The organism is Brevundimonas sp. (assembly GCF_035999125.1).
GTDB lineage: Bacteria > Pseudomonadota > Alphaproteobacteria > Caulobacterales > Caulobacteraceae > Brevundimonas.
In genome coordinates this window covers 265,720-283,169 of the sequence record NZ_DASYGX010000016.1, presented here as the reverse complement: position 1 = coordinate 283,169, position 17,450 = coordinate 265,720, and the positions used below count along the sequence as shown (strand labels likewise).

18 protein-coding genes are annotated in these 17,450 nt (G+C 69.5%); 10 read left to right on the top strand and 8 right to left on the bottom strand.

Going from position 1 to position 17,450, the window contains the following annotated elements:
* Positions 1-546: 546 nt before the first annotated feature.
* The 3 genes from hslU to hslV all read right to left on the bottom strand — a co-directional run bounded on the left by hslU (position 547) and on the right by hslV (position 2,950).
* Complete coding sequence (hslU, locus tag VGN45_RS14485; RefSeq protein WP_327463704.1) at positions 547-1,842, bottom strand: ATP-dependent protease ATPase subunit HslU; 1,296 nt, start codon at positions 1,840-1,842, stop codon at positions 547-549.
* A 96-nt stretch (positions 1,843-1,938) separates the two neighbouring features.
* Positions 1,939-2,316: a GxxExxY protein gene (locus tag VGN45_RS14480; protein WP_327463702.1), complete on the bottom strand. Its 378-nt coding sequence runs from the start codon at positions 2,314-2,316 to the stop codon at positions 1,939-1,941.
* Positions 2,317-2,398: 82 nt separating this feature from the next.
* On the bottom strand, positions 2,399-2,950 hold the full coding sequence (gene hslV / locus VGN45_RS14475) for an ATP-dependent protease subunit HslV (protein ID WP_327463700.1): 552 nt from the start codon (positions 2,948-2,950) through the stop codon (positions 2,399-2,401).
* A 141-nt stretch (positions 2,951-3,091) separates the two neighbouring features.
* Between hslV and VGN45_RS14470 the strand changes: the two genes are divergently transcribed.
* Both VGN45_RS14470 and VGN45_RS14465 read left to right on the top strand, forming a co-directional pair.
* A complete protein-coding gene (locus VGN45_RS14470; RefSeq protein WP_327463698.1) occupies positions 3,092-3,481 on the top strand; it encodes a BLUF domain-containing protein in 390 nt (129 codons plus the stop codon).
* Between the two features lie 31 nt (positions 3,482-3,512).
* A complete protein-coding gene (locus VGN45_RS14465; RefSeq protein WP_327463696.1) occupies positions 3,513-4,277 on the top strand; it encodes a HesA/MoeB/ThiF family protein in 765 nt (254 codons plus the stop codon).
* On the opposite strand, the gene VGN45_RS14460 is transcribed toward VGN45_RS14465, so the two are convergent.
* The gene (locus VGN45_RS14460) at positions 4,244-6,268 is read right to left on the bottom strand and encodes an alpha/beta hydrolase family protein (protein ID WP_327463694.1); all 2,025 of its coding nucleotides are present in this window, start codon (positions 6,266-6,268) and stop codon (positions 4,244-4,246) included. The two genes, VGN45_RS14465 and VGN45_RS14460, sit on opposite strands and share 34 nt — an antisense overlap.
* A 59-nt stretch (positions 6,269-6,327) precedes the next feature.
* Positions 6,328-7,311, bottom strand: a complete 984-nt coding sequence (locus tag VGN45_RS14455; RefSeq protein WP_327463692.1) for a D-glycerate dehydrogenase — start codon at positions 7,309-7,311, stop codon at positions 6,328-6,330.
* 34 nt (positions 7,312-7,345) lie between these two features.
* Here VGN45_RS14455 and VGN45_RS14450 point away from each other — a divergent pair, with 34 nt between their 5' ends.
* The 3 genes from VGN45_RS14450 to fabB all read left to right on the top strand — a co-directional run bounded on the left by VGN45_RS14450 (position 7,346) and on the right by fabB (position 9,778).
* Positions 7,346-7,909 (top strand): SH3 domain-containing protein, encoded by a 564-nt coding sequence (locus VGN45_RS14450; RefSeq protein WP_327463690.1) that lies wholly within the window; start codon positions 7,346-7,348, stop codon positions 7,907-7,909.
* A gap of 49 nt (positions 7,910-7,958) precedes the next feature.
* Positions 7,959-8,486, top strand: a complete 528-nt coding sequence (gene fabA, locus VGN45_RS14445) for a 3-hydroxyacyl-[acyl-carrier-protein] dehydratase FabA (protein ID WP_327463724.1) — start codon at positions 7,959-7,961, stop codon at positions 8,484-8,486.
* A gap of 62 nt (positions 8,487-8,548) precedes the next feature.
* Entirely contained in the window at positions 8,549-9,778 is a 1,230-nt protein-coding gene (gene fabB, locus VGN45_RS14440) for a beta-ketoacyl-ACP synthase I (RefSeq protein WP_327463688.1), read from the top strand.
* Between the two features lie 346 nt (positions 9,779-10,124).
* Here fabB and VGN45_RS14435 read toward each other — a convergent pair whose 3' ends face one another.
* Both VGN45_RS14435 and VGN45_RS14430 read right to left on the bottom strand, forming a co-directional pair.
* Positions 10,125-11,732 carry a response regulator gene (locus VGN45_RS14435; RefSeq protein ID WP_327463686.1) on the bottom strand — a complete coding sequence of 536 codons (1,608 nt, stop codon included), beginning with the start codon at positions 11,730-11,732 and terminating at the stop codon, positions 10,125-10,127.
* Between the two features lie 135 nt (positions 11,733-11,867).
* A complete protein-coding gene (locus tag VGN45_RS14430; RefSeq protein ID WP_327463684.1) occupies positions 11,868-12,422 on the bottom strand; it encodes a hypothetical protein in 555 nt (184 codons plus the stop codon).
* A gap of 134 nt (positions 12,423-12,556) precedes the next feature.
* Here VGN45_RS14430 and VGN45_RS14425 point away from each other — a divergent pair, with 134 nt between their 5' ends.
* The 3 genes from VGN45_RS14425 (at position 12,557) to VGN45_RS14415 (ending at position 15,036) form a co-directional block, all read left to right on the top strand.
* On the top strand, positions 12,557-13,753 hold the full coding sequence (locus VGN45_RS14425; RefSeq protein ID WP_327463682.1) for a cation:proton antiporter: 1,197 nt from the start codon (positions 12,557-12,559) through the stop codon (positions 13,751-13,753).
* Positions 13,754-13,836: 83 nt separating this feature from the next.
* On the top strand, positions 13,837-14,628 hold the full coding sequence (locus tag VGN45_RS14420) for an enoyl-ACP reductase (protein ID WP_327463722.1): 792 nt from the start codon (positions 13,837-13,839) through the stop codon (positions 14,626-14,628).
* The gene (locus VGN45_RS14415; RefSeq protein WP_327463680.1) at positions 14,629-15,036 is read left to right on the top strand and encodes a hypothetical protein; all 408 of its coding nucleotides are present in this window, start codon (positions 14,629-14,631) and stop codon (positions 15,034-15,036) included.
* 66 nt (positions 15,037-15,102) lie between these two features.
* Here the strand turns inward: VGN45_RS14415 and mdh are convergent, their stop codons facing one another.
* Entirely contained in the window at positions 15,103-16,065 is a 963-nt protein-coding gene (gene mdh, locus VGN45_RS14410; protein ID WP_327463678.1) for a malate dehydrogenase, read from the bottom strand.
* Between the two features lie 412 nt (positions 16,066-16,477).
* On the opposite strand from mdh, the gene VGN45_RS14405 reads away from it, so the two are divergent.
* Positions 16,478-16,654 (top strand): YegP family protein, encoded by a 177-nt coding sequence (locus VGN45_RS14405; RefSeq protein WP_327463676.1) that lies wholly within the window; start codon positions 16,478-16,480, stop codon positions 16,652-16,654.
* Positions 16,651-17,427, top strand: a complete 777-nt coding sequence (locus VGN45_RS14400) for an EcsC family protein (protein ID WP_327463674.1) — start codon at positions 16,651-16,653, stop codon at positions 17,425-17,427. Before VGN45_RS14405 ends, VGN45_RS14400 begins: the two co-directional genes overlap by 4 nt.
* The last annotated feature ends 23 nt before the right edge of the window (positions 17,428-17,450 follow it).

Sequence of the window (17,450 nt, the reverse complement as noted above, 5' to 3'; positions counted from 1 at the left end):
CCGGAACCACCGCATAGGGCCGCTGCTTGGCGACTAACGGACGCGCCCCTGGCGGGCGGGCGGGAGACTTGCGAACCCCGGACCCGGACGCGCGCCTTCCCGTGACGCGCCATGATGCTCTTTTTTGGCCCTATCGCTCGGCCCGCGGGGCCTCGCTGCTTGAGGGCAGGAAGACCGCGGAACCCGCGTCGAGACCAGCACCGGCCGCTCAGGAACATAGGAGTTCCCGACGCAGCCCCCGCTCGAACCGCTCCCGCCGCGACAAGCTCGCAAGGCCTTGCGCCCTCCCCCGCGACGGAACCCCCAGATGCTGCCGCACGCCCCAACCGACGTCGGAAAGTCGCGGATGGAAAAACGCACCGCGTTGAAAGGGCAAAGAAAGACGGGAGAAGTCGTCACAACTTCCCGACCCAAGTCGCCGTTCCCTCTCCCGGCGGGAGAGGGTGCGCGGGGGGAGGATTTGGGAGCCCGTGCCTCACAAGTAAGGGACGGCTCAGACGGGCTCCATGAACGCGAGCCGGACGGCGATCGAGGTCGCGGTCCACCTTAAAGGATGTATCGCCCCAGGTCGGCGTCGTTGGCCAGGTCGGAGACGCTGGCGCGGACCAGGTCGGCGTCGACGACGAAGGGGCCGGGGCGGTCGGGGGCCGTGAAGCTGAGCTCTTCCAGCACGCGCTCGACCACGGTCTGAAGGCGACGGGCGCCGATGTTCTCGACCGCCGTGTTGGCGGCGACGGCGGCGTCGGCCAAAGCCTGGATCGCCTCGTCGGTGAAAGTCAGATCGACGCCCTCGGTTTCCATCAGGGCCTGGTTCTGGCGGATCAGGTTGGCCTCGGGCTCGGTCAGGATGCGGGCGAAGTCCTCGCGCGTCAGGGCCTTGAGCTCGACCCGGATCGGCAGGCGGCCCTGCAGTTCGGGCAGGAGGTCCGACGGCTTGGCGACGTGGAAGGCGCCCGAGGCGATGAACAGCACGTGGTCCGACTTCACCGGGCCATACTTGGTCGAGACCGTCGTGCCCTCGATCAGGGGCAGCAGGTCGCGCTGGACGCCCTCGCGCGACACGTCGGCGCCGCGCGCCTCCGACCGGGCGGCGACCTTGTCGATCTCGTCGAGGAAGACGATGCCTTCCTGCTCGGCCAGCGTCACCGCCTCGCGCGTCAGGCCGTCCTGATCCAGCAGCTTGTCGGCTTCCTCCGACGTCAGCGGGGCCACGGCCTCGCGCACGGTGGTGCGGACGGTCTTGGTGCGGCCTCCGCCCAGCTTGCCCAGCATTTCCGACAGGTTCAGCAGGCCGACGTTCCCGCCGGGCAGATCCATGCCCTGGATCGGGGACGTGGTGTCGGCCAGGGCGATCTCGATCTCCTTGTCGTCCATCTGGCCGGCGCGCAGTTTGGTGCGGAAGCTGTCGCGCGTCGCCGGCTGGGCGCCCGGCCCGACCAGGGCGTCGAGGATGCGCTCCTCGGCCGCCGCTTCGGCCTTGGCCCGGACGTCGGCGCGGCGGCGGTCGCGCACCATGACAAGGGCGGCCTCGACCAGGTCGCGTATGATCTGGTCCACGTCGCGGCCGACGTAGCCGACCTCGGTGAACTTGGTGGCCTCGACCTTGAGGAAGGGCGCGCCGGACAGCTTCGCCAGACGGCGGGCGATCTCGGTCTTGCCGACGCCGGTGGGGCCGATCATCAGGATGTTCTTGGGCGTCACCTCGTCGCGCAGCCCCTCGGGCACGCGCTTGCGCCGCCACCGGTTGCGCAGGGCCACGGCCACGGCGCGCTTGGCGTCGGCCTGACCGACGATGTGGCGATCCAGTTCGGAGACGATTTCGCGGGGTGAAAGATCTGTCATGGAGGCCGTTAGGTGGGTCGGCGTCTGGCGTTGGCGAGGCTTGGTTCATCACCAAGGGCACCAAGGACCACCAAGGACACCAAGGACACCAAGGGTTCAGAGGGCGAGTCGGCGGATGCCGTTCTTGAGAAGCACAATATTGAAATTGATCAGATAGCCGAGCCGAACACGGGAGAAGCGAAGGTAGGTCAAAACCTGGGCCGTATGGATCGACGCCAAGGCGTCGATCGATTTGATTTCCACGACGACCGCGTCGTTCACCAGCAAATCAAGGCGGAACCCCACGTCGATGCGAACGTCACCATAGATCACCGGCACGCTGACCTGGCGCTGCACCCGTAGGCCCCTTTTGGTGAGCTCTTCGGCGAGGCAGGCTTCGTAGACGGACTCCAGCAGCCCAGGGCCCAAGGCTCTATGGACGGTGAGCGCGGCATCGACGACGGTACGGCCGACTTGGTCAACGGCGTTCGTCACGGGCTCGGTCTCTTGGTGTCCTTCGTGCATCCTTGGTGTCCTTGGTGATGAACCAGCAGACATCGACATCGAGGAGCGACGTCTACTCCAGCGTCTCCACCGTCAGATTGCCGTTGGTGTAGACGCAGACCTCGGCGGCGATGGCCATGGACTTGCGCGCGATGGCTTCGGCGTCGAGGTCGGAGTTGTCGATCAGGGCGCGGGCGGCGGCGAGGGCGAAATTGCCGCCGGAGCCGACGGCGGCCACGCCGTGCTCGGGCTCCAGCACGTCGCCGACGCCCGTGACGGTGTAGATCGAGGCCCGGTCCGCCACCAGCAGCATGGCCTCCAGCCGGCGCAGGTAGCGGTCGGTGCGCCAGTCCTTGGCCAGGTCGACGCAGGCGCGGGCCAGCTGGTCCGGAAACTGCTCCAGCTTGGCCTCAAGCCGTTCGATCAGAGTCAGGGCGTCCGCCGTGGCGCCGGCGAAGCCCGCCAGCACCTTGCCGCCGGCCAGTACCCGCACCTTGCGCGCGGATCCTTTGACGATGGTCGGGCCCATCGAGACCTGGCCGTCGCCGGCGATCACCGTGCGGCCGTTCTTGCGCACGGCGAGGATGGTCGTGCCATGCCAGTCGGGAAAGGTGGAATTCATCATCCGTTGCAGATGGCGACGGAAATGCGGCGCGGCAAGCGAAAGGTGAGCGATTTCAAGGTCACCGAAGAGTCACATTTTGACCAATGTAACCCGTTACAACGACACAATCTACCCAAGATTACGCCGCTATGGGGAATCTCAGTGCTACGTCGCGTCGTTTTCATCAGCCGGACGCTCAGCCCCGCGGGCCTCAGCACCATGGCGCTGGCCCACATCCTCGGCGCCGCCGAGCGGAACAACCGTCAGGCCGACGTCACGGCGGGCATGGTTCTGCACGGCGATCGGGTGGTCGAGGCCATGGAGGGCCCCGATCACGTGATCGCGCGGGCGCTGGAGCGGATCCACGCCGATCCCCGGCATACGGACGTCGAGGTGATCCTCGACGCGCCGGTGACCTCCCGTGCGCTGAATGAGCCCATGGCCGTCTGCGACGACCCCGAGGCCTTTCTGCGGGCGGTGGGCGTCCCGTGCCTGTCCCTGCTGACCGCGGAGATGGCCCAGGACGTCCTGGAGCGCCGCCTCGCCGCGTGACGGCGGTCGCTTCGGATCCTATGTCGAGGGCGTGACCCTCTCCGACGACGAGATCGAGCGCTATGCGCGCCACCTGATGCTGGCCGAGGTCGGCGGCGTGGGCCAGCGGCGGCTGAAGGCCGCGCGCGTGGCCGTGGTCGGCGTGGGCGGCGTGGGCGGCCCGGCGGCGCTGGATTTGGCCGCGGCGGGGGTGGGCGCCCTGAGGCTGGTCGACCCGGACGTCGTGTCCCTGTCCAATCTTCAGCGTCAGGTGCAGTTCGCCAGCGCCGACGTCGGTCGGCTCAAGGTCGAGGCTGCGGCGGAGCGGTTGGTGGCGCTGAACCCTCATGCGTCGATCGAGGCGCGGCCCGAGGCGGCGACGCCCGCGACGGCCGGCGACCTGCTGGCCGGCTGCGACGTGGTGATCGACGGCACCGACGACTTCGACGCGCGCCGGGCGGTGAATGCGGCGTGTCTGGCGTTGGGCGTGCCGCTGGTGTCCGGGGCGCTGGGGCGATGGAGCGGTCAGGTCGGCGTGTTCACGGGCCGCCCCTGCTGGGCCTGCCTGGTGCCCGAGACCCCGCCCGAGGTCGAGACCTGCGCCCGCGTGGGCGTGATCGGGGCCCTGGCCGGGCTGGTCGGCAGCCTGTGCGCGCTGGAGGCGGTCAAGCTGATCGCCGGAGCGGGCGAGCCGCTGAGCGGGCGACTGCTGGTCTTCGACGGCCTGAGCGGACAGGCGCGGACCGTGAAGGTCGCCGCCGACCCCGCCTGCTCCGACTGCGGTCAGGCGAAGGCGGTGCGGAACAGGTCGACGTAGCGCCGCATGAGGGCCATCTCCTGGTCGTCCTCCCAGTCCGCGTGGCCGAATTCCGGGATCTCCACGTATTCCACCGGCTTGCGGGCGGCGCGCAGGGCGTCGCGCATCCGGTGGGACTGGGCCACCGGCACGACCCCGTCCTCGACGCCGTGGACCAGCAGGACCGGACAGCCGACCTCGGCCGCGCGCCGGCGGGGCGAGGCCGCCTCCAGACGGGGCCCGTCCATCCGCACGTCGCCGATCCGGCGGGTCCAGAACTCCACGATCTGGGCGCCCGGCGTGTCGTCCAGCCGACGCTCCCATTCCATCATGTCGGGCAGGTCGTAGACGCCGCAAATGCCGACGGCGGCCTTGTAGAGGTCTGGCCTCAGCACCGCCCCCATCAGGGCCGCATAGCCGCCGTAGCTGACGCCCATGATGCCGACGCGGGCCGCGTCCAGCCCCCTGGCCGAGATGGCGTGCGCCACGGCGTCCTCGACGTCGTGCTGCATCAGGTCGCCCCAGCGACGCCACCCCTGTTCGGCGAAAGCGCGGCCATAGCCGCCTGAGCCGCGGAAATTGGGCTGCAGAACCCACCAGCCCTGGGCGGCGAGGATCTGGGCCTGACGGTCCCAGACGCGATGGTCCCTGACCTCGGGTCCGCCGTGGACCAGGACGACCAGCGGGCCCGGTCTCGCGTCCGGCGGCGCGGTCAGATAGGCCTCGATGCCCGCTCCGTCGCGCGTGGCGACCTTCAGCGTTTCCGCATCGCCCAGTCTTTCCGGCTCCAGATCGCGCCGCCAGCCGACGTTGGTGACGGCGCGAGCCGCCCGGTCGTAAAGCCACCAGCTGCCGGGTTCCCGCGGGCCGACGGCATAGGCGAGGAAACGGTTGCGGGCGGCGTCCACGGCCTGGATCGCCACGTCGCAAGCGCCGTCGAAGAACCGGTCCAGCGCGCGGTGGTGGGCCGCCAGCCCTTCTTCGACGAAGGCGTACTCCAGACGGTCGCCATAAAAGGCCGCCCCGACGTGCCGGCCGGAGGAATCCGTCAGGCCGCCCAGCACATCCCGCCCTTCGCGGGATTGGAGGGGCGGTCCGAAGGCGAGGGTGGCGAGGTCCAGCTCCCGCAGAGATTCCACGTCCTCCCCTTCCTGACGGGCGGTGACGAGGACCACGCCCGGTCGGTCGGTTTCGGCGACCCAGGAGAAGTCGGGGGCGTCCGCGATCCAGTTGCGCCGGAGGAAGCGCCATTCGCTCTCGCCCGGAGCCCGGCCGTAGACCGTCTCGACGTTGCCGCGCGCATTGACGTCGTGCCGCAGGACCGCGACGCCGCCCTGGGTTCTCCAGGCATAGGTGCCGCTCGCGCCGCGCTCGATGCGCACCGCCGACCCGTCGCGCACGTCGACGCGGTGCAGGCCCAGCACGCCGTCGTTCTCGCGCGCGGTCATCAAGACATGGTCGGGCTCCGCCGGCAGCATGTCGACGATGCGGCCGAGGTCGAAATTCTGGCGCATGCGACGGCGCTGGTCCTGGAAAAGGACGACGGGCGGCGACGCTCCGGAAACGTCCAGGGACAGAATCCGCCGCTGGACCAGCTCCAGATCGTCCGACCTGATGTTGCTGCCGGTGGGGGCTCGCCCGCTGGCGGTCGTGCGCAGGAGGACGCGCACCAGAAGGCGCTCGTCGTTGGCCCAGGTGACGCTCTGGACCTCCAGGGGCCCGATGTCGATTCGGCTGCGGGCGCCTTCGGGATCGGAGGCGTCCACGATGTCGATCGCGCCTTGCGGCGCGGCGGCCGTGCCCAGCTGTTCGAGGCAGGCGAGCCGGGCTCCGTTAGGCGACAGGGCCACTCCCACAGTTCGCTCGGGACGGAAAAACGCCTCTATCGGATATGCCGTGCGGCGGGCCCAGGCCGGGCCGGCTCCCACGACCAGTCCCAGCGCCGTCGCGCCCACCATCATCCGTCGCCGCGTGGTCACCGGACCGACGCGACGCCTGAACGTTCCGCTCATGCCTGAACTCCCCCGAACTGCCCCGATCACAACCTGAGGGCCTGCGAGGGGTCAAGGGTTCAGGCTGCAGGCAGTACCCGATCGGGCGGCCTGTGTCCGCCGGCGAAGGTCATGACGTTCAGGATGACCCGGTCGCCCATGTCCTGACGCGACTCGACCGTGGCCGACCCGAGGTGGGGCAGGAGGACGGCCTTGGGGCTGTGCAGCAGGTCGGGGTGGACCGCCGGCTCGTGCTCGAAGACGTCGAGGCCGGCGCCGCCGAGGCGGTTCTCGTTCAACGCCTTCGCCAAAGACGCCTCGTCGATCAGTTCGCCGCGCGCGGTGTTGATGACGATGGCGTGCGGTTGCAGGCGGGACAGGCGCTGGGCCGACAGGATGTGATGCGTCTCCGGCGTGGCCGGGGTGTTCAGGGAGACCAGGTCCATGCGGGGCAGCATGGCGTCCAGGTCGTCCCAGTAGGTCGCGCCCAGTTCCTCTTCGATCATCGGGCTGAGCGGCTTGCGGTTGTGATAGTGGACCTGGATGCCGAAGGCACGGGCGCGCCGGGCCAGGGCCTGGCCGATGCGGCCCATGCCGACGATGCCCAGCCGCTTGCCCCACAGCTTGCGCCCCATCATCCAGGTGGGGGTCCAGCCGGCGAACTGACCGGCGCGCAGGGCCTCTGCCCCTTCGACCACGCGGCGCGAGACGGCCAGGATCAGGGTCATGGCCAGGTCGGCGGTGTCCTCGGTCAGGACGCCGGGCGTGTTGGTGACCAGGATGCCGCGCGCCTGGGCGGCCGCCACGTCGATGTGTTCGGTCCCCGCGCCGAAGTTGGCGATCATCTTCAACGCGTCGGGCGCGCCGGCGATCAGGTCGGCGTCGATGCGGTCGGTGATGGTGGGCACCAGCACGTCGCTGGTCGCCATGGCCTGGGCCAGCTCCTCGCGCGTCATCGGTCGGTCGGTCAGGTTCAGCCGCGCGTCGAACAGCTCGCGCATGCGGGTCTCGACCGCGTCCGGCAGGCGTCTGGTTAAGGTGACCTTAAGGCTGCGGGCCGACATCTGACGGCGGAATCCCTTCGTCCGGAGCGCGCCGGTGTCGCCCCCCACGCTTAGCAAAGCCCTCGGCGCGATCAAACGTCCGCTGCTGCTGACCGGCGTCGCCCTGGTGCTGGGCGCCGGCACGACCATGCCCGACGGGCGGCCGACGCCGACGGGTTTCGAGGTGCCGCGCTGGATCGCGCTGAGCTCGAAAGAGGTCCACGCCCGTCGCGGGCCCGGCGCAGATCAGCCGATCCTGTGGAAATACACGGCGCGGGGTCTGCCGGTTCAGGTGATCGCCGAGACGCGCGAGTGGCGGAAGGTCTGCGACCCGGAAGGCTCCGTCGCCTGGATCCACCGCACGGTGACCAGCGGCCGGCGTCGGGTGTTCAACATGGGCGCCGAGGCCGTGTCGATCCATTCGAGCCGGGACGCGAATTCGTCGGTCAAGGCGCGGTTGGGTCCGCGCAGCCTGATCTCGGCCGAGGACTGCGCGGACGGCTGGTGCAAGGTGCGCGACGGGCGGCTTAGGGGGTGGGTGAAGGAAAGCGCCGTCCATGGCACGGCGGCCAAGGCCCAGTGCGACTGGCGCCGCCCGGCGGGGCCCGCCGCCGGTTGACCGCATGCGCGCCGGGGTGCAATCCCCGCGCATGAGCATTTCGACCCCCATGTCGGACCCGGCCAACCGCCGCTCCAGCTACGACTACGATCAACTGCTGGCCTCGGGCCGCGGCGAGCTGTTCGGCCCGGGCAACGCCCAGTTGCCGGCTCCGCCGATGCTGATGTTCGACCGCATCGTCCACATCGACGGCGACGGCGGCGCGCACGGCAAGGGCCGGATCGAGGCCGAGCTGGACGTCGATCCGTCGCTCTGGTTCTTCCAGTGCCACTTCATCGGCGACCCGGTGATGCCGGGCTGCCTGGGGCTGGACGCCATGTGGCAGCTGGTGGGGTTCTACCTCGGCTGGATCGGCGGGCCGGGAAAAGGGCGCGCGCTGGGCGTGGGCGAGGTGAAGTTCACCGGCCAGGTCCTGCCGGACGTGAAGAAGGTCACCTACAAGATCGAGCTGAAGCGGGTGATCAACCGCAAGCTGGTCATGGGCATCGCCGACGGGGTTCTCGAAGCCGACGGCGTCCCCATCTATACGGCCACCGACATGCGGGTGGGCCTGTTCGGCGCGTCCGGACAGGGCTGAGCGCGTTCTAAGGTCAGCCGACCGAAGAGCGGCGATCGAAGCTGAAGACAAGGGACTGAAACATGCGGCGCGTCGTCGTCACCGGACTGGGCATCGTCTCCTCCATCGGCACCGGCCAGGACGAGGTCGCGGCCTCGCTGAAATCGGCGAAGTCGGGCGTGAAGTTCGCTCAGGATCACGCCGACCACGGCTTCCGCTCGCAAGTCTGGGCCCCGCCCGCGCTTGGGCATACGGCAGAGGACTGGGCGCCGCACGTCGACCGCCGCGCCGCCCGCTTCCTGGCCAACGGCACGGCCTGGGGGCACATCGCCTTCGAGGAGGCGCTGAAGGACTCCGGCCTGACCGCCGAGGAGATCAAGGATGAGCGCATCGGCCTGATCGTCGGCGAGGGAGGTCCCTCGACCCAGGTGATCCTGCAGGCGGCCGAGACCACCAAGGAGAAGGGTTCGCCCAAGCGCATCGGCCCGTTCGCCGTGCCCAAGGCCATGGCCTCGGGGCCGTCGGCGGTGCTGGCGACGTGGTTCGAGCTGAAGGGCATCAACTATTCGATCAGCTCGGCCTGCGCGACCAGCGCCCACTGCATCGGCGCGGCGGCGGAACAGATCGCCTGGGGCAAGCAGGACGTCGTGTTCGCCGGCGGGGTCGAGGACATCGACTGGTCGATGTCCAACATGTTCGACGCCATGGGCGCCATGTCGTCCAACTTCAACGAGACGCCGTCGGTCGCCAGCCGCGCCTATGACAAGGATCGCGACGGGTTCGTCATCGCCGGCGGCGCGGGCATCGTGGTGCTGGAAGAATACGAGCGGGCCAAGGCGCGTGGCGCGACCATCTATGCCGAGGTCACCGGCTACGGCGCCAACTCCGACGGCTACGACATGGTGGCGCCGTCGGGCGAGGGGGCGGCGCGCTGCATGCGGATCGCCCTGGAAATGGCCGGCAATCCGAAGATCGACTATCTGAACCCGCACGGCACCTCCACGCCGGTGGGCGACAGCAAGGAGATGGGCGCGGTGCGCGAGGTCTTCGGCGACGCCCTGCCGATGATCAGCTCCACCAAGTCCCTGACCGGCCATTCGCTAGGCGCGGCGGGCGCGCAGGAGGCGATCTATTGCCTGCTGATGATGAAGCACGGCTTCGCCGCCGAGAGCGCCCACATCGAAAACCTGGACCCCGAGTTCGAGGGCATGCCGATCCTGCGCCAGCGGCACGACGGCGAGCTGACGCACGTCATGTCCAACAGCTTCGGCTTCGGCGGCACCAACGGATGCCTGATCCTGTCGAAGGTTTAGGTGAAGCCGACGTCAGGCTCCGGCCCTTGTCATCCCGGCCCTCCCCCGGCGAAGGCCGGGGGAGGGCCGGGACGCCGACGCTGAGACCGCAAGCTCCCGGAAATCGCGTCGGCGATTGTCCGGGAGGCTGCCGGACGCGCCCTTGACCTTCCCCCGGACAGACGCTTCGTGTCTTCCGGGGTCTCGAACACTTGCATGACCCGTCCCGGATAATCGCTGGCGCGATTTCCGGGATGACAATGCGTAATCGTGCCTGACCTAGCGCCTTCAAAGGAGCGCGGACCTCCAGGTCCGCGGTTGGATGGTCGACGATTTCGCGGACCTGGAGGTCCGCGCTCCTCCTGCTTCACGCCGCCGCCCGCGCGGCGTCTTCCGACGGCGTCAGCACCCGTCGGATGGCGTTCAGCAGGACGTCGGGCTGGATCGGTTTCTGGACCACGCCGTCCATGCCGGCGGCCAGATAGGTCTCGGCGTCGCGGTCGTCGGCGTTGGCGGTCAGCGCCAGGATGGGCAGGCGGCCGATCGGGCCGGGCAGGGCGCGGATGGCGCGCGTGGCCTCCACCCCGTCCATGACCGGCATCTTGATGTCCATGAGGATCAGGTCGTAGGACCGCGCCTGCGCCGCCTCGACCGCCGCGCGGCCGTCCTCGACCATGTCGGCGGTGCAGCCGAACATCTCCAGCAGCTTGCACGCCAGGAAGCGGTTGGTGGCGTTGTCGTCGGCGACCAGCACGTGGAGGGTGTCGTGCGGCGTGGGCTCGGCCATGGCGGGGCCGGCGGCGCCTTCGACCTGAACGGCCGGGACCGTGACGTGGAAGCTGAAGCGCGCGCCGCCGGACGAGGCGGCCGCCAGCGCGATCTGTCCGCCCATCCGCTCCACGATCTGGCGGCAGATGGCCAGGCCCAGCCCGGCGCCCGCGCTGGATCGGCCTGCATTGCCGGTGTTGAAGGGCTCGAAGATGGTGGCGGCGGCCGAGGCCGGGACGCCCGGCCCGCTGTCGTCCACCGTGCCCGTGACGCGGACGCCGTCGGGCGTCGAGCCCGTGGTCAGCGACACCTGGATGCCGCCCGTGTCCGTGAACTTGATGGCGTTGCCGATCAGGTTGTTGAACAGCTGCTTCAGCCGCACGGCGTCGGCCATGACGCCCGTGGCACCGACAAGGTCCGTATGGACGGTGAGGGAGAGGCCCTTCTCTTCCGCGCGCGGACGCCACAGCCGATCCAGATCCTGGGCCAGTTCGGCCAGGCTCAGCGGCGCGGGTTCCAGCGCCAGAAGTCCCGCCTCGGCGCGCGACATGTCGAGCGCGTCTGTCAGCAGGCGCAGCAGCCCCTGGCCGGACTGCACGATGGTGTCGACGTGCGGACGCAGCTCCTCCTGCGTCAGCAGGCGCTGCATCAGGGCGGCGACGCCCAGGACGCCGTTCAGGGGCGTGCGGATCTCGTGGCTCATGACCGCCAGAAACTCGGACTTGGCGCGGCTGGAGGCGCGGGCGCGGGCCTCGGCGGCGGCCAGGCCGCGGGCCAGCTCGCCCATCTCCTCGGCGCGGCGTTTGTAGAGGGCGCTGCCGGCCTGGAGCACCTGCAGGATCGCCCCGACGCCGACGTAGCGGCCGTCGCCGTCGACCGCGATGAAGCCGCCCAGCAGGGACGCCGCCTCGCTGGAATCGATCGTGGCGAAGAAGGCCTCGGCGCCGTCTGCGGCGCGGGCGATCGTCGGGCGATCGTTCATCAGCGCCGACACCGGACGCTTGGCGTACAGCTCGCGGCCGAAGGCGCCGGCCATGGTCAGGGTGAAGGCGTTGCGCTCGATCAGGCCCAGTGGGCGGCGGTCGTCGTCGACAACGGCGACGACCAGGGTGTTGGGCTCGGCCAGGAAGCGCTCATAGACCTCGGCGCCCCGCGTGGTGGGGCTGACCGGCGCCGCCGCCTCGATGTAGTCGCCGATCCGCGCCATGCGCCCTCCCGGCCCCAAGACGCGGGCCCACGGGCGAGAGGCTTAGCCGTGGGCGCTTAACGACCGGTTGGTCGAATGTGAAACTTTTCCAATGAATACAGCAAAGTAAGTCCGAACCCGGACGACTTTCGAGGCTCAGTCCACATCGGGCTGACGCAGGCCGGTGAAGGGCTCCGACGCCGCGGCGCGGATGCAGTCGGCCAAGGCGGCCCGGTCCCGTTCCAGGTCGCGCATGCCGTGCATGCGCGCCGCGTCGGGCCACAGCCAGGTGTCCTGGGCCGCCGGATCGGCGGCGGCCACGCCGCGGCCGAAGCAGGTGACGCGCAGCGCGCCGTCGCCGCGACCGCCGTCCCGACCGGCGGGCCAGTCGTCGAAGGCCACCACCACCGTCGCCGTTCCCGGCGCGGGCTCGGCCCGCGTGACGTAAAAGCGCACGCAATAGTCCAGGCGCAGGCCCATCCGATCTTCGGCGCAGTCGCGCTCCACCGTCGCGGGCAGGAGGCCGGGCACGAGGCCCAGTTCGTCGCCGACGGCGGCCAGGGTCGAGCGGGCATAGGCCTCCTGCCCCCGGCGCAGCTCGTCCAGCGGCAGGACGGCGACCGCGATCGGTTGAGACGCCGTCTGGGCCAGGGCCGGCGACGCGGGGCCGGCGGCGGCGGCGAGGGCAAGGCTGAGGACGAGGGTGCGCATCGAACGGCTCCTGCGGGCGTTTGAGCCATCCTTGCGCGGATTCCGACGCAAGCCTAACCGTTCGAACCTGACGACGCGCGGAGCCCGCCCTGACCGCAGATCCCTACATCCTGTTCCTGCTGGGCCTCGGGCTGGTGGTGCTGCTGGTCAGCTGGGCGCCGGTCGGGCTGAAGAGGCTGCCGCTGACGCTGGCGATCCTGTGCGTCGCGATCGGGGTGGGCGTGTTCTCGACCGGTCTGCTGGCGTTCGACCCGGATCCGCGCACCTGGGACACGGCGACCGAGAAGCTGACCGAGCTGGTGGTGATCATCAGCCTGATGGGCTGTGGGCTGAAGCTGGACCGGAAGCTGGGGTGGAAGACCTGGGGCGTCACCTGGCGGCTGCTGGCCATCGCCATGCCGCTGACCATCGCGGCGGTGGCGGTGCTGGGCGTGTGGGGTCTGGGGTTCGCCCTGCCCATGGCGATGCTGCTGGGCGCGGCCATGGCGCCGACGGATCCGGTGCTGGCCTCCGACGTGCAGGTGGGGCCGCCCGGCTCGGGCGAGGAGGACGAGGTGCGGTTCGGCCTGACGTCGGAGGCGGGTCTGAACGACGCCCTGGCCTTTCCCTTCGTGCACCTGGCCATACTGGCGTCGCTGGGCGGGCTGGCGTCGCAGCAGGCGCTGATGGACTGGGGCCTGGTCAAGGTCGGGTGGAAGATCGCGGCGGGCCTGGGCGTGGGCGCCTTGGTGGGCGCGGCGTTCGGCTGGCTGCTGTTCCGGGATTCCGACCGCAAGCTGTCGCATCTGGGCGACGGGCTGATCGCGCTGGCGGCGACCTTCATCGCCTATGCGGCCACCGAGCTGGCGCATGGCTACGGCTTCCTGGCGGTGTTCGTCGCGGCCGTGACCATCCGCAACTGGGAGCGCGACCACGACTTCCACGAGGAGATGCACGACCTGTCCGACCAGATCGAGCGTCTGCTGATGATGCTGCTGCTGGTGCTGTTCGGCGGGGCGCTGGCGAACGGGCTGCTGGCGAGCCTGACGTGGATTGACGCGGCGGTGGCGCTGGTGATCCTGCTGGTCGTGCGGCCGGTCGCGGGTCTGCTGTCGCTGGTCGGCGCGCCCCAGCCGTTCCGGGAGAAGCTGCTGCTGGCCTTCCTGGGCATCCGGGGCGTGGGGTCGGTCTACTATGTCGCCTACGGCATCAATCACGGCCAGTTCGGCGACAGCGAGCGGCTGTGGTCCGTGGTCGGTTTCATCGTGCTGGCCTCCATCGTCATCCACGGCGTGACGGCCACGCCCCTGCTGGAGCGGCTGGCCCGGTGGCGAACGGCCAAGGCGGCCTGACTTTCGCGTCGCCGCGCGGGCTGCTACCCCTCGCCGCCTGATTTTCGAGGAGAAGACCTATGGCGTCGGAGTCCGGCTGGAACATGCCCGCGGGCGAGCTGATGAAGGGCAAGAAGGGCCTGATCATGGGGGTGGCGAACGCCAACTCCATCGCCTGGGGCATCGCCCAGCAGCTGGCCGCGCAGGGGGCCGAACTGGCCTTCACCTATCTGGGCGAGGGGCTGGAGCGCCGCGTGCGCCCGCTGGCCGAAAGCGTGAATGCGAAACTGATCCTGCCCGCCGACGTCACCGACGACGCGAGCATGGACGCCCTGTTCGCCGAGCTGGAAAAGACCTTCGGCGCCCTGGACTTCGTGGTCCACTCCGTCGCCTTCGCCAACAAGAACGAGCTTCAGGGGTCGTTCGTCGACAACACCACGCGCGACAGCTTTCTTCTGGCCATGAACATCTCGGTGTTCAGCTTCGTGGACGTATCGAAGCGCGCGGCGAAGCTGATGCCGAACGGCGGGTCGATCGTGACCATGACCTATCTGGGCTCGGAACGCGCCATCCCGAACTACAACACCATGGGCGTGGCCAAGGCCGGGCTTGAAGCCGCCACCCGCTACGTCGCGCGCGACCTGGGGCCCAAGGGCATCCGCGTCAACGCCATCTCGGCCGGCGCCATGCGGACCCTGTCGCTGGCGGGGATCTCGGGCGGACGCGGCATGCTGTCCAAGGGCCGCGAGATGAGCGCGATGAAGGAGGACACCAGCATGGAGGGCGTCGCCGGCTGCGCCCTGTGGCTGTGCTCGGATCTCGGCCTGTCGACGACCGGCGAAGTCATCCACGTCGACGCCGGCTTCCACATGATGGGCATGGCGGCGGAGGAGTGAGTGGCAGAGACGCGCCCCCCTTCCCCTAGGAGCGACGTCGAGGGCGACGCGAAGCTTCACAGAAACGGCAGCTGGGCGATATTCGTAGCCCTGCTTCTAAGTGCGCTCCTGCCGGAAAAGTACACGCTGTTTACGTTCGCTTGGCCATTCGGCGTGGTCGCTACGGCAGCATACTATGCGAGGTTTCATAGAATAGCTGATATTGAACGCGGCGTCTTAATTCTTGGGGGCATAATCGTTATTCAAGCAGGATACAGTTTGAACGAGCGATTTCAGCTGCGAGATGCATACGAAGAAATCGAGAATCTAGCCTGTAGGAGCGATTACGCCAAAAGGGCGGGCGAAGGGCTATGCGAAGAGGTCTACGGACTTCTGTATCCGGAACCAGACTCGTTCGAATACGAGTAGTTGCAGCTGAATGCCTCAGCGTGTTGCTGGCGGACCCGTGCGCCAGCGCTGGCCCGCCACAACACGTCAGGCCAGCGACGCATCCGCCACTTTGCAGGCCTCGATCAGCCCCTGAACCGAGGCCACGGACTTCCCGAGCATTTCTTTCTCGGCGTCGTCGGTGGTGAACTCCACGATCTTCTCGACGCCGCCGGCGCCGATCAGGGCGGGCAGGCCGACGTAGAGGTCGTTCAGGCCGTATTCGCCGGACGCCCAGACGGCGCAGGGCAGGACGCGCTTCTGGTCTAGAAGGTAGGAGCGGGCCATGGCCACGGCGCTTTCGGCCGGGGCATAGAAGGCCGAGCCGGTCTTCAGCAGGGCCACGATCTCTCCGCCGCCCTTGCGGGTGCGTTCGACGATCGAGTCCAGATCGGCCTGCGACAGGAAGCCCGCCTTGACCGCGTCGGGCAGGCTGAGGCCGCCGACGGTGGAGTGGCGCACCATCGGCACCATGTCGTCGCCGTGGCCGCCCAGGGTCCAGGCGTGGACGTCCTGGATCGACACGCCGGTCTTCTCGGCCAGGAAGGCGGCGAAGCGCGCGGAGTCCAGCACGCCGGCCATGCCGACGACCATCTCCTTCGGCAGGCCCGAGAATTTCTGCAGGGCCCAGACCATGGCGTCGAGCGGGTTGGTGATGCAGATGACGAAGGCGTTCGGGGCGTGCGCCTTGATGCCCTCGCCCACGGCCTTCATGACCTTCAGATTGATGCCGATCAGGTCGTCGCGGCTCATGCCCGGCTTGCGCGGCACGCCGGCGGTGACGATGCAGACGTCGGCCCCCGCGATGTCGGCATAGTCGTTCGCGCCCTTCAGCGACACGTCCTGACCGAAGACGGCCGAGCCCTGGAAGATGTCCAGCGCCTTGCCCTGGGGCGTGCCCTCGGCGATGTCGAACAGGATCACGTCGCCCAGCGCCTCGCGCGCGCAGACGTGGGCCAGGGTGCCGCCGATCATGCCGGCGCCGATGAGGGCGATCTTGGCGCGTGCCATCAGGTGGTTCTCCGAAGGTTCGATGGGGAGGAGGATGGGCGCGGGTCTAGACCCCGTGCGGCGTGGCTGCAACCCGACCAGAGCGGCGAGTCTTGCTGGTTCATCACAAAGGACACCAAGGGTCCACGAAGGACACGAAGGGATCGGGCGCGAGGCGCCGCAGGCGGTCAACTCCTTGCAGAAGTGAGGCGCTGCGCGCGGCTTCGAGGCTCGGACCGCTTGGTGTCCTTGGTGACTTCCTTCCTTGGTGTCCTTGGTGATGAACCCGCCCTTGCTGAACCCGTGCCCCTTGGGCCCCGCCAACGCCGCAGGTTCACGCGGCTGTGTCCGCTGGCCGACGTTTGCCGCCTTGTCCCGCCCGCGCCCCGCGTGTCAGCGTCGCCGTGGCCATGGCGGCCGAGGGAGCGAGCGAATGGCGCACAGGTTCGAGGTCTACAAGGACAAGGCCGGCGAGTTTCGGGTCCGATTCAAATACAACTCCGAAGTCATCTTCTCGACCGAGGGATACTCCGACAAGTCGGGGGCCAAGCGGGCGATCGAGTCGATCAGGAAGCACGTCGGCGACGCCGAGGTCGTCGACGTCGATTGACCGGCCAGGGCGGCGAACTGGTTCCCCCGGACGCGGTCCCCGCCGACCTCGTCCGGGTCGCCGACGCGCGCGCCGTGCGGGCCGAGGTGGAGGCCTGGCGGGCGCGGCTGCTGCGGCCGCCGGGGCTGTGGGACCGGGCGACCCGGGGCACGCAGGACCGCATCAATCGGGTGATCCCGGAGCGCGTGCACGCGGCGATCACGGCCGGGGTCGAGGCCATGACCAAGGGCATCCTGACCGGCGCCGACGTGCTGGCCCGGCCGGCGCCTCGCGGCTCGCTGGCGGCGGCCGAGGCGCGGTCGCGGGCGGTCCTGAAGGCGCACCGGAACGCCGCCAGCGTCGAGGGCGGCGTGGCCGGGGCCGGGGGCTTCCTGCTGGCCGCGGCGGACTTCCCCGCCCTGATGGCCATCAAGGTGCGGATGCTGGCCGAGATCGTGGCCGCACACGGCTGGGGCGGCGGCTCGGCGCGGGAGCGGCTGTTCCTGCTGCACGTCTTCCATCTGGCCTTCGCCGGCGCGCGGCGACGGCCGGAGGCGCTGCGGGCGCTGGACGACTGGATCGCGGGCGTGAACCAGCCGGATCTGGTGGCCGACTACGACTGGCGCACCTTCCAGATCGAGTATCGCGACCACATCGACCTGGCCAAGCTGGCGCAGATGCTGCCGGTGGTGGGGGCGCCCGTGGGAGCCGTGGTCAACTGGCGCCTGACCGAACGGCTGGGTGAGACGGCGATCATGGCCTGCCGGATGCGGTGGCTGGCGGAGGGCCCTTAGGCCCGCACCGGTGCGGGCGGGCG

Bases quoted from the DNA above. Each gene is read 5' to 3' on its own strand.
- hslU (WP_327463704.1), bottom strand. From the start codon at position 1,842: ATGACAGATCTTTCACCCCGCGAAATCGTCTCCGAACTGGATCGCCAC.
- hslV (WP_327463700.1), bottom strand. From the start codon at position 2,950: ATGATGAATTCCACCTTTCCCGACTGGCATGGCACGACCATCCTCGCC.
- VGN45_RS14460 (WP_327463694.1), bottom strand. From the start codon at position 6,268: ATGAGCGGAACGTTCAGGCGTCGCGTCGGTCCGGTGACCACGCGGCGA.
- VGN45_RS14455 (WP_327463692.1), bottom strand. From the start codon at position 7,311: ATGTCGGCCCGCAGCCTTAAGGTCACCTTAACCAGACGCCTGCCGGAC.
- fabA (WP_327463724.1), top strand. From the start codon at position 7,959: ATGTCGGACCCGGCCAACCGCCGCTCCAGCTACGACTACGATCAACTG.
- fabB (WP_327463688.1), top strand. From the start codon at position 8,549: ATGCGGCGCGTCGTCGTCACCGGACTGGGCATCGTCTCCTCCATCGGC.
- VGN45_RS14435 (WP_327463686.1), bottom strand. From the start codon at position 11,732: ATGGCGCGGATCGGCGACTACATCGAGGCGGCGGCGCCGGTCAGCCCC.
- VGN45_RS14430 (WP_327463684.1), bottom strand. From the start codon at position 12,422: ATGCGCACCCTCGTCCTCAGCCTTGCCCTCGCCGCCGCCGCCGGCCCC.
- VGN45_RS14420 (WP_327463722.1), top strand. From the start codon at position 13,837: ATGCCCGCGGGCGAGCTGATGAAGGGCAAGAAGGGCCTGATCATGGGG.
- mdh (WP_327463678.1), bottom strand. From the start codon at position 16,065: ATGGCACGCGCCAAGATCGCCCTCATCGGCGCCGGCATGATCGGCGGC.
- VGN45_RS14405 (WP_327463676.1), top strand. From the start codon at position 16,478: ATGGCGCACAGGTTCGAGGTCTACAAGGACAAGGCCGGCGAGTTTCGG.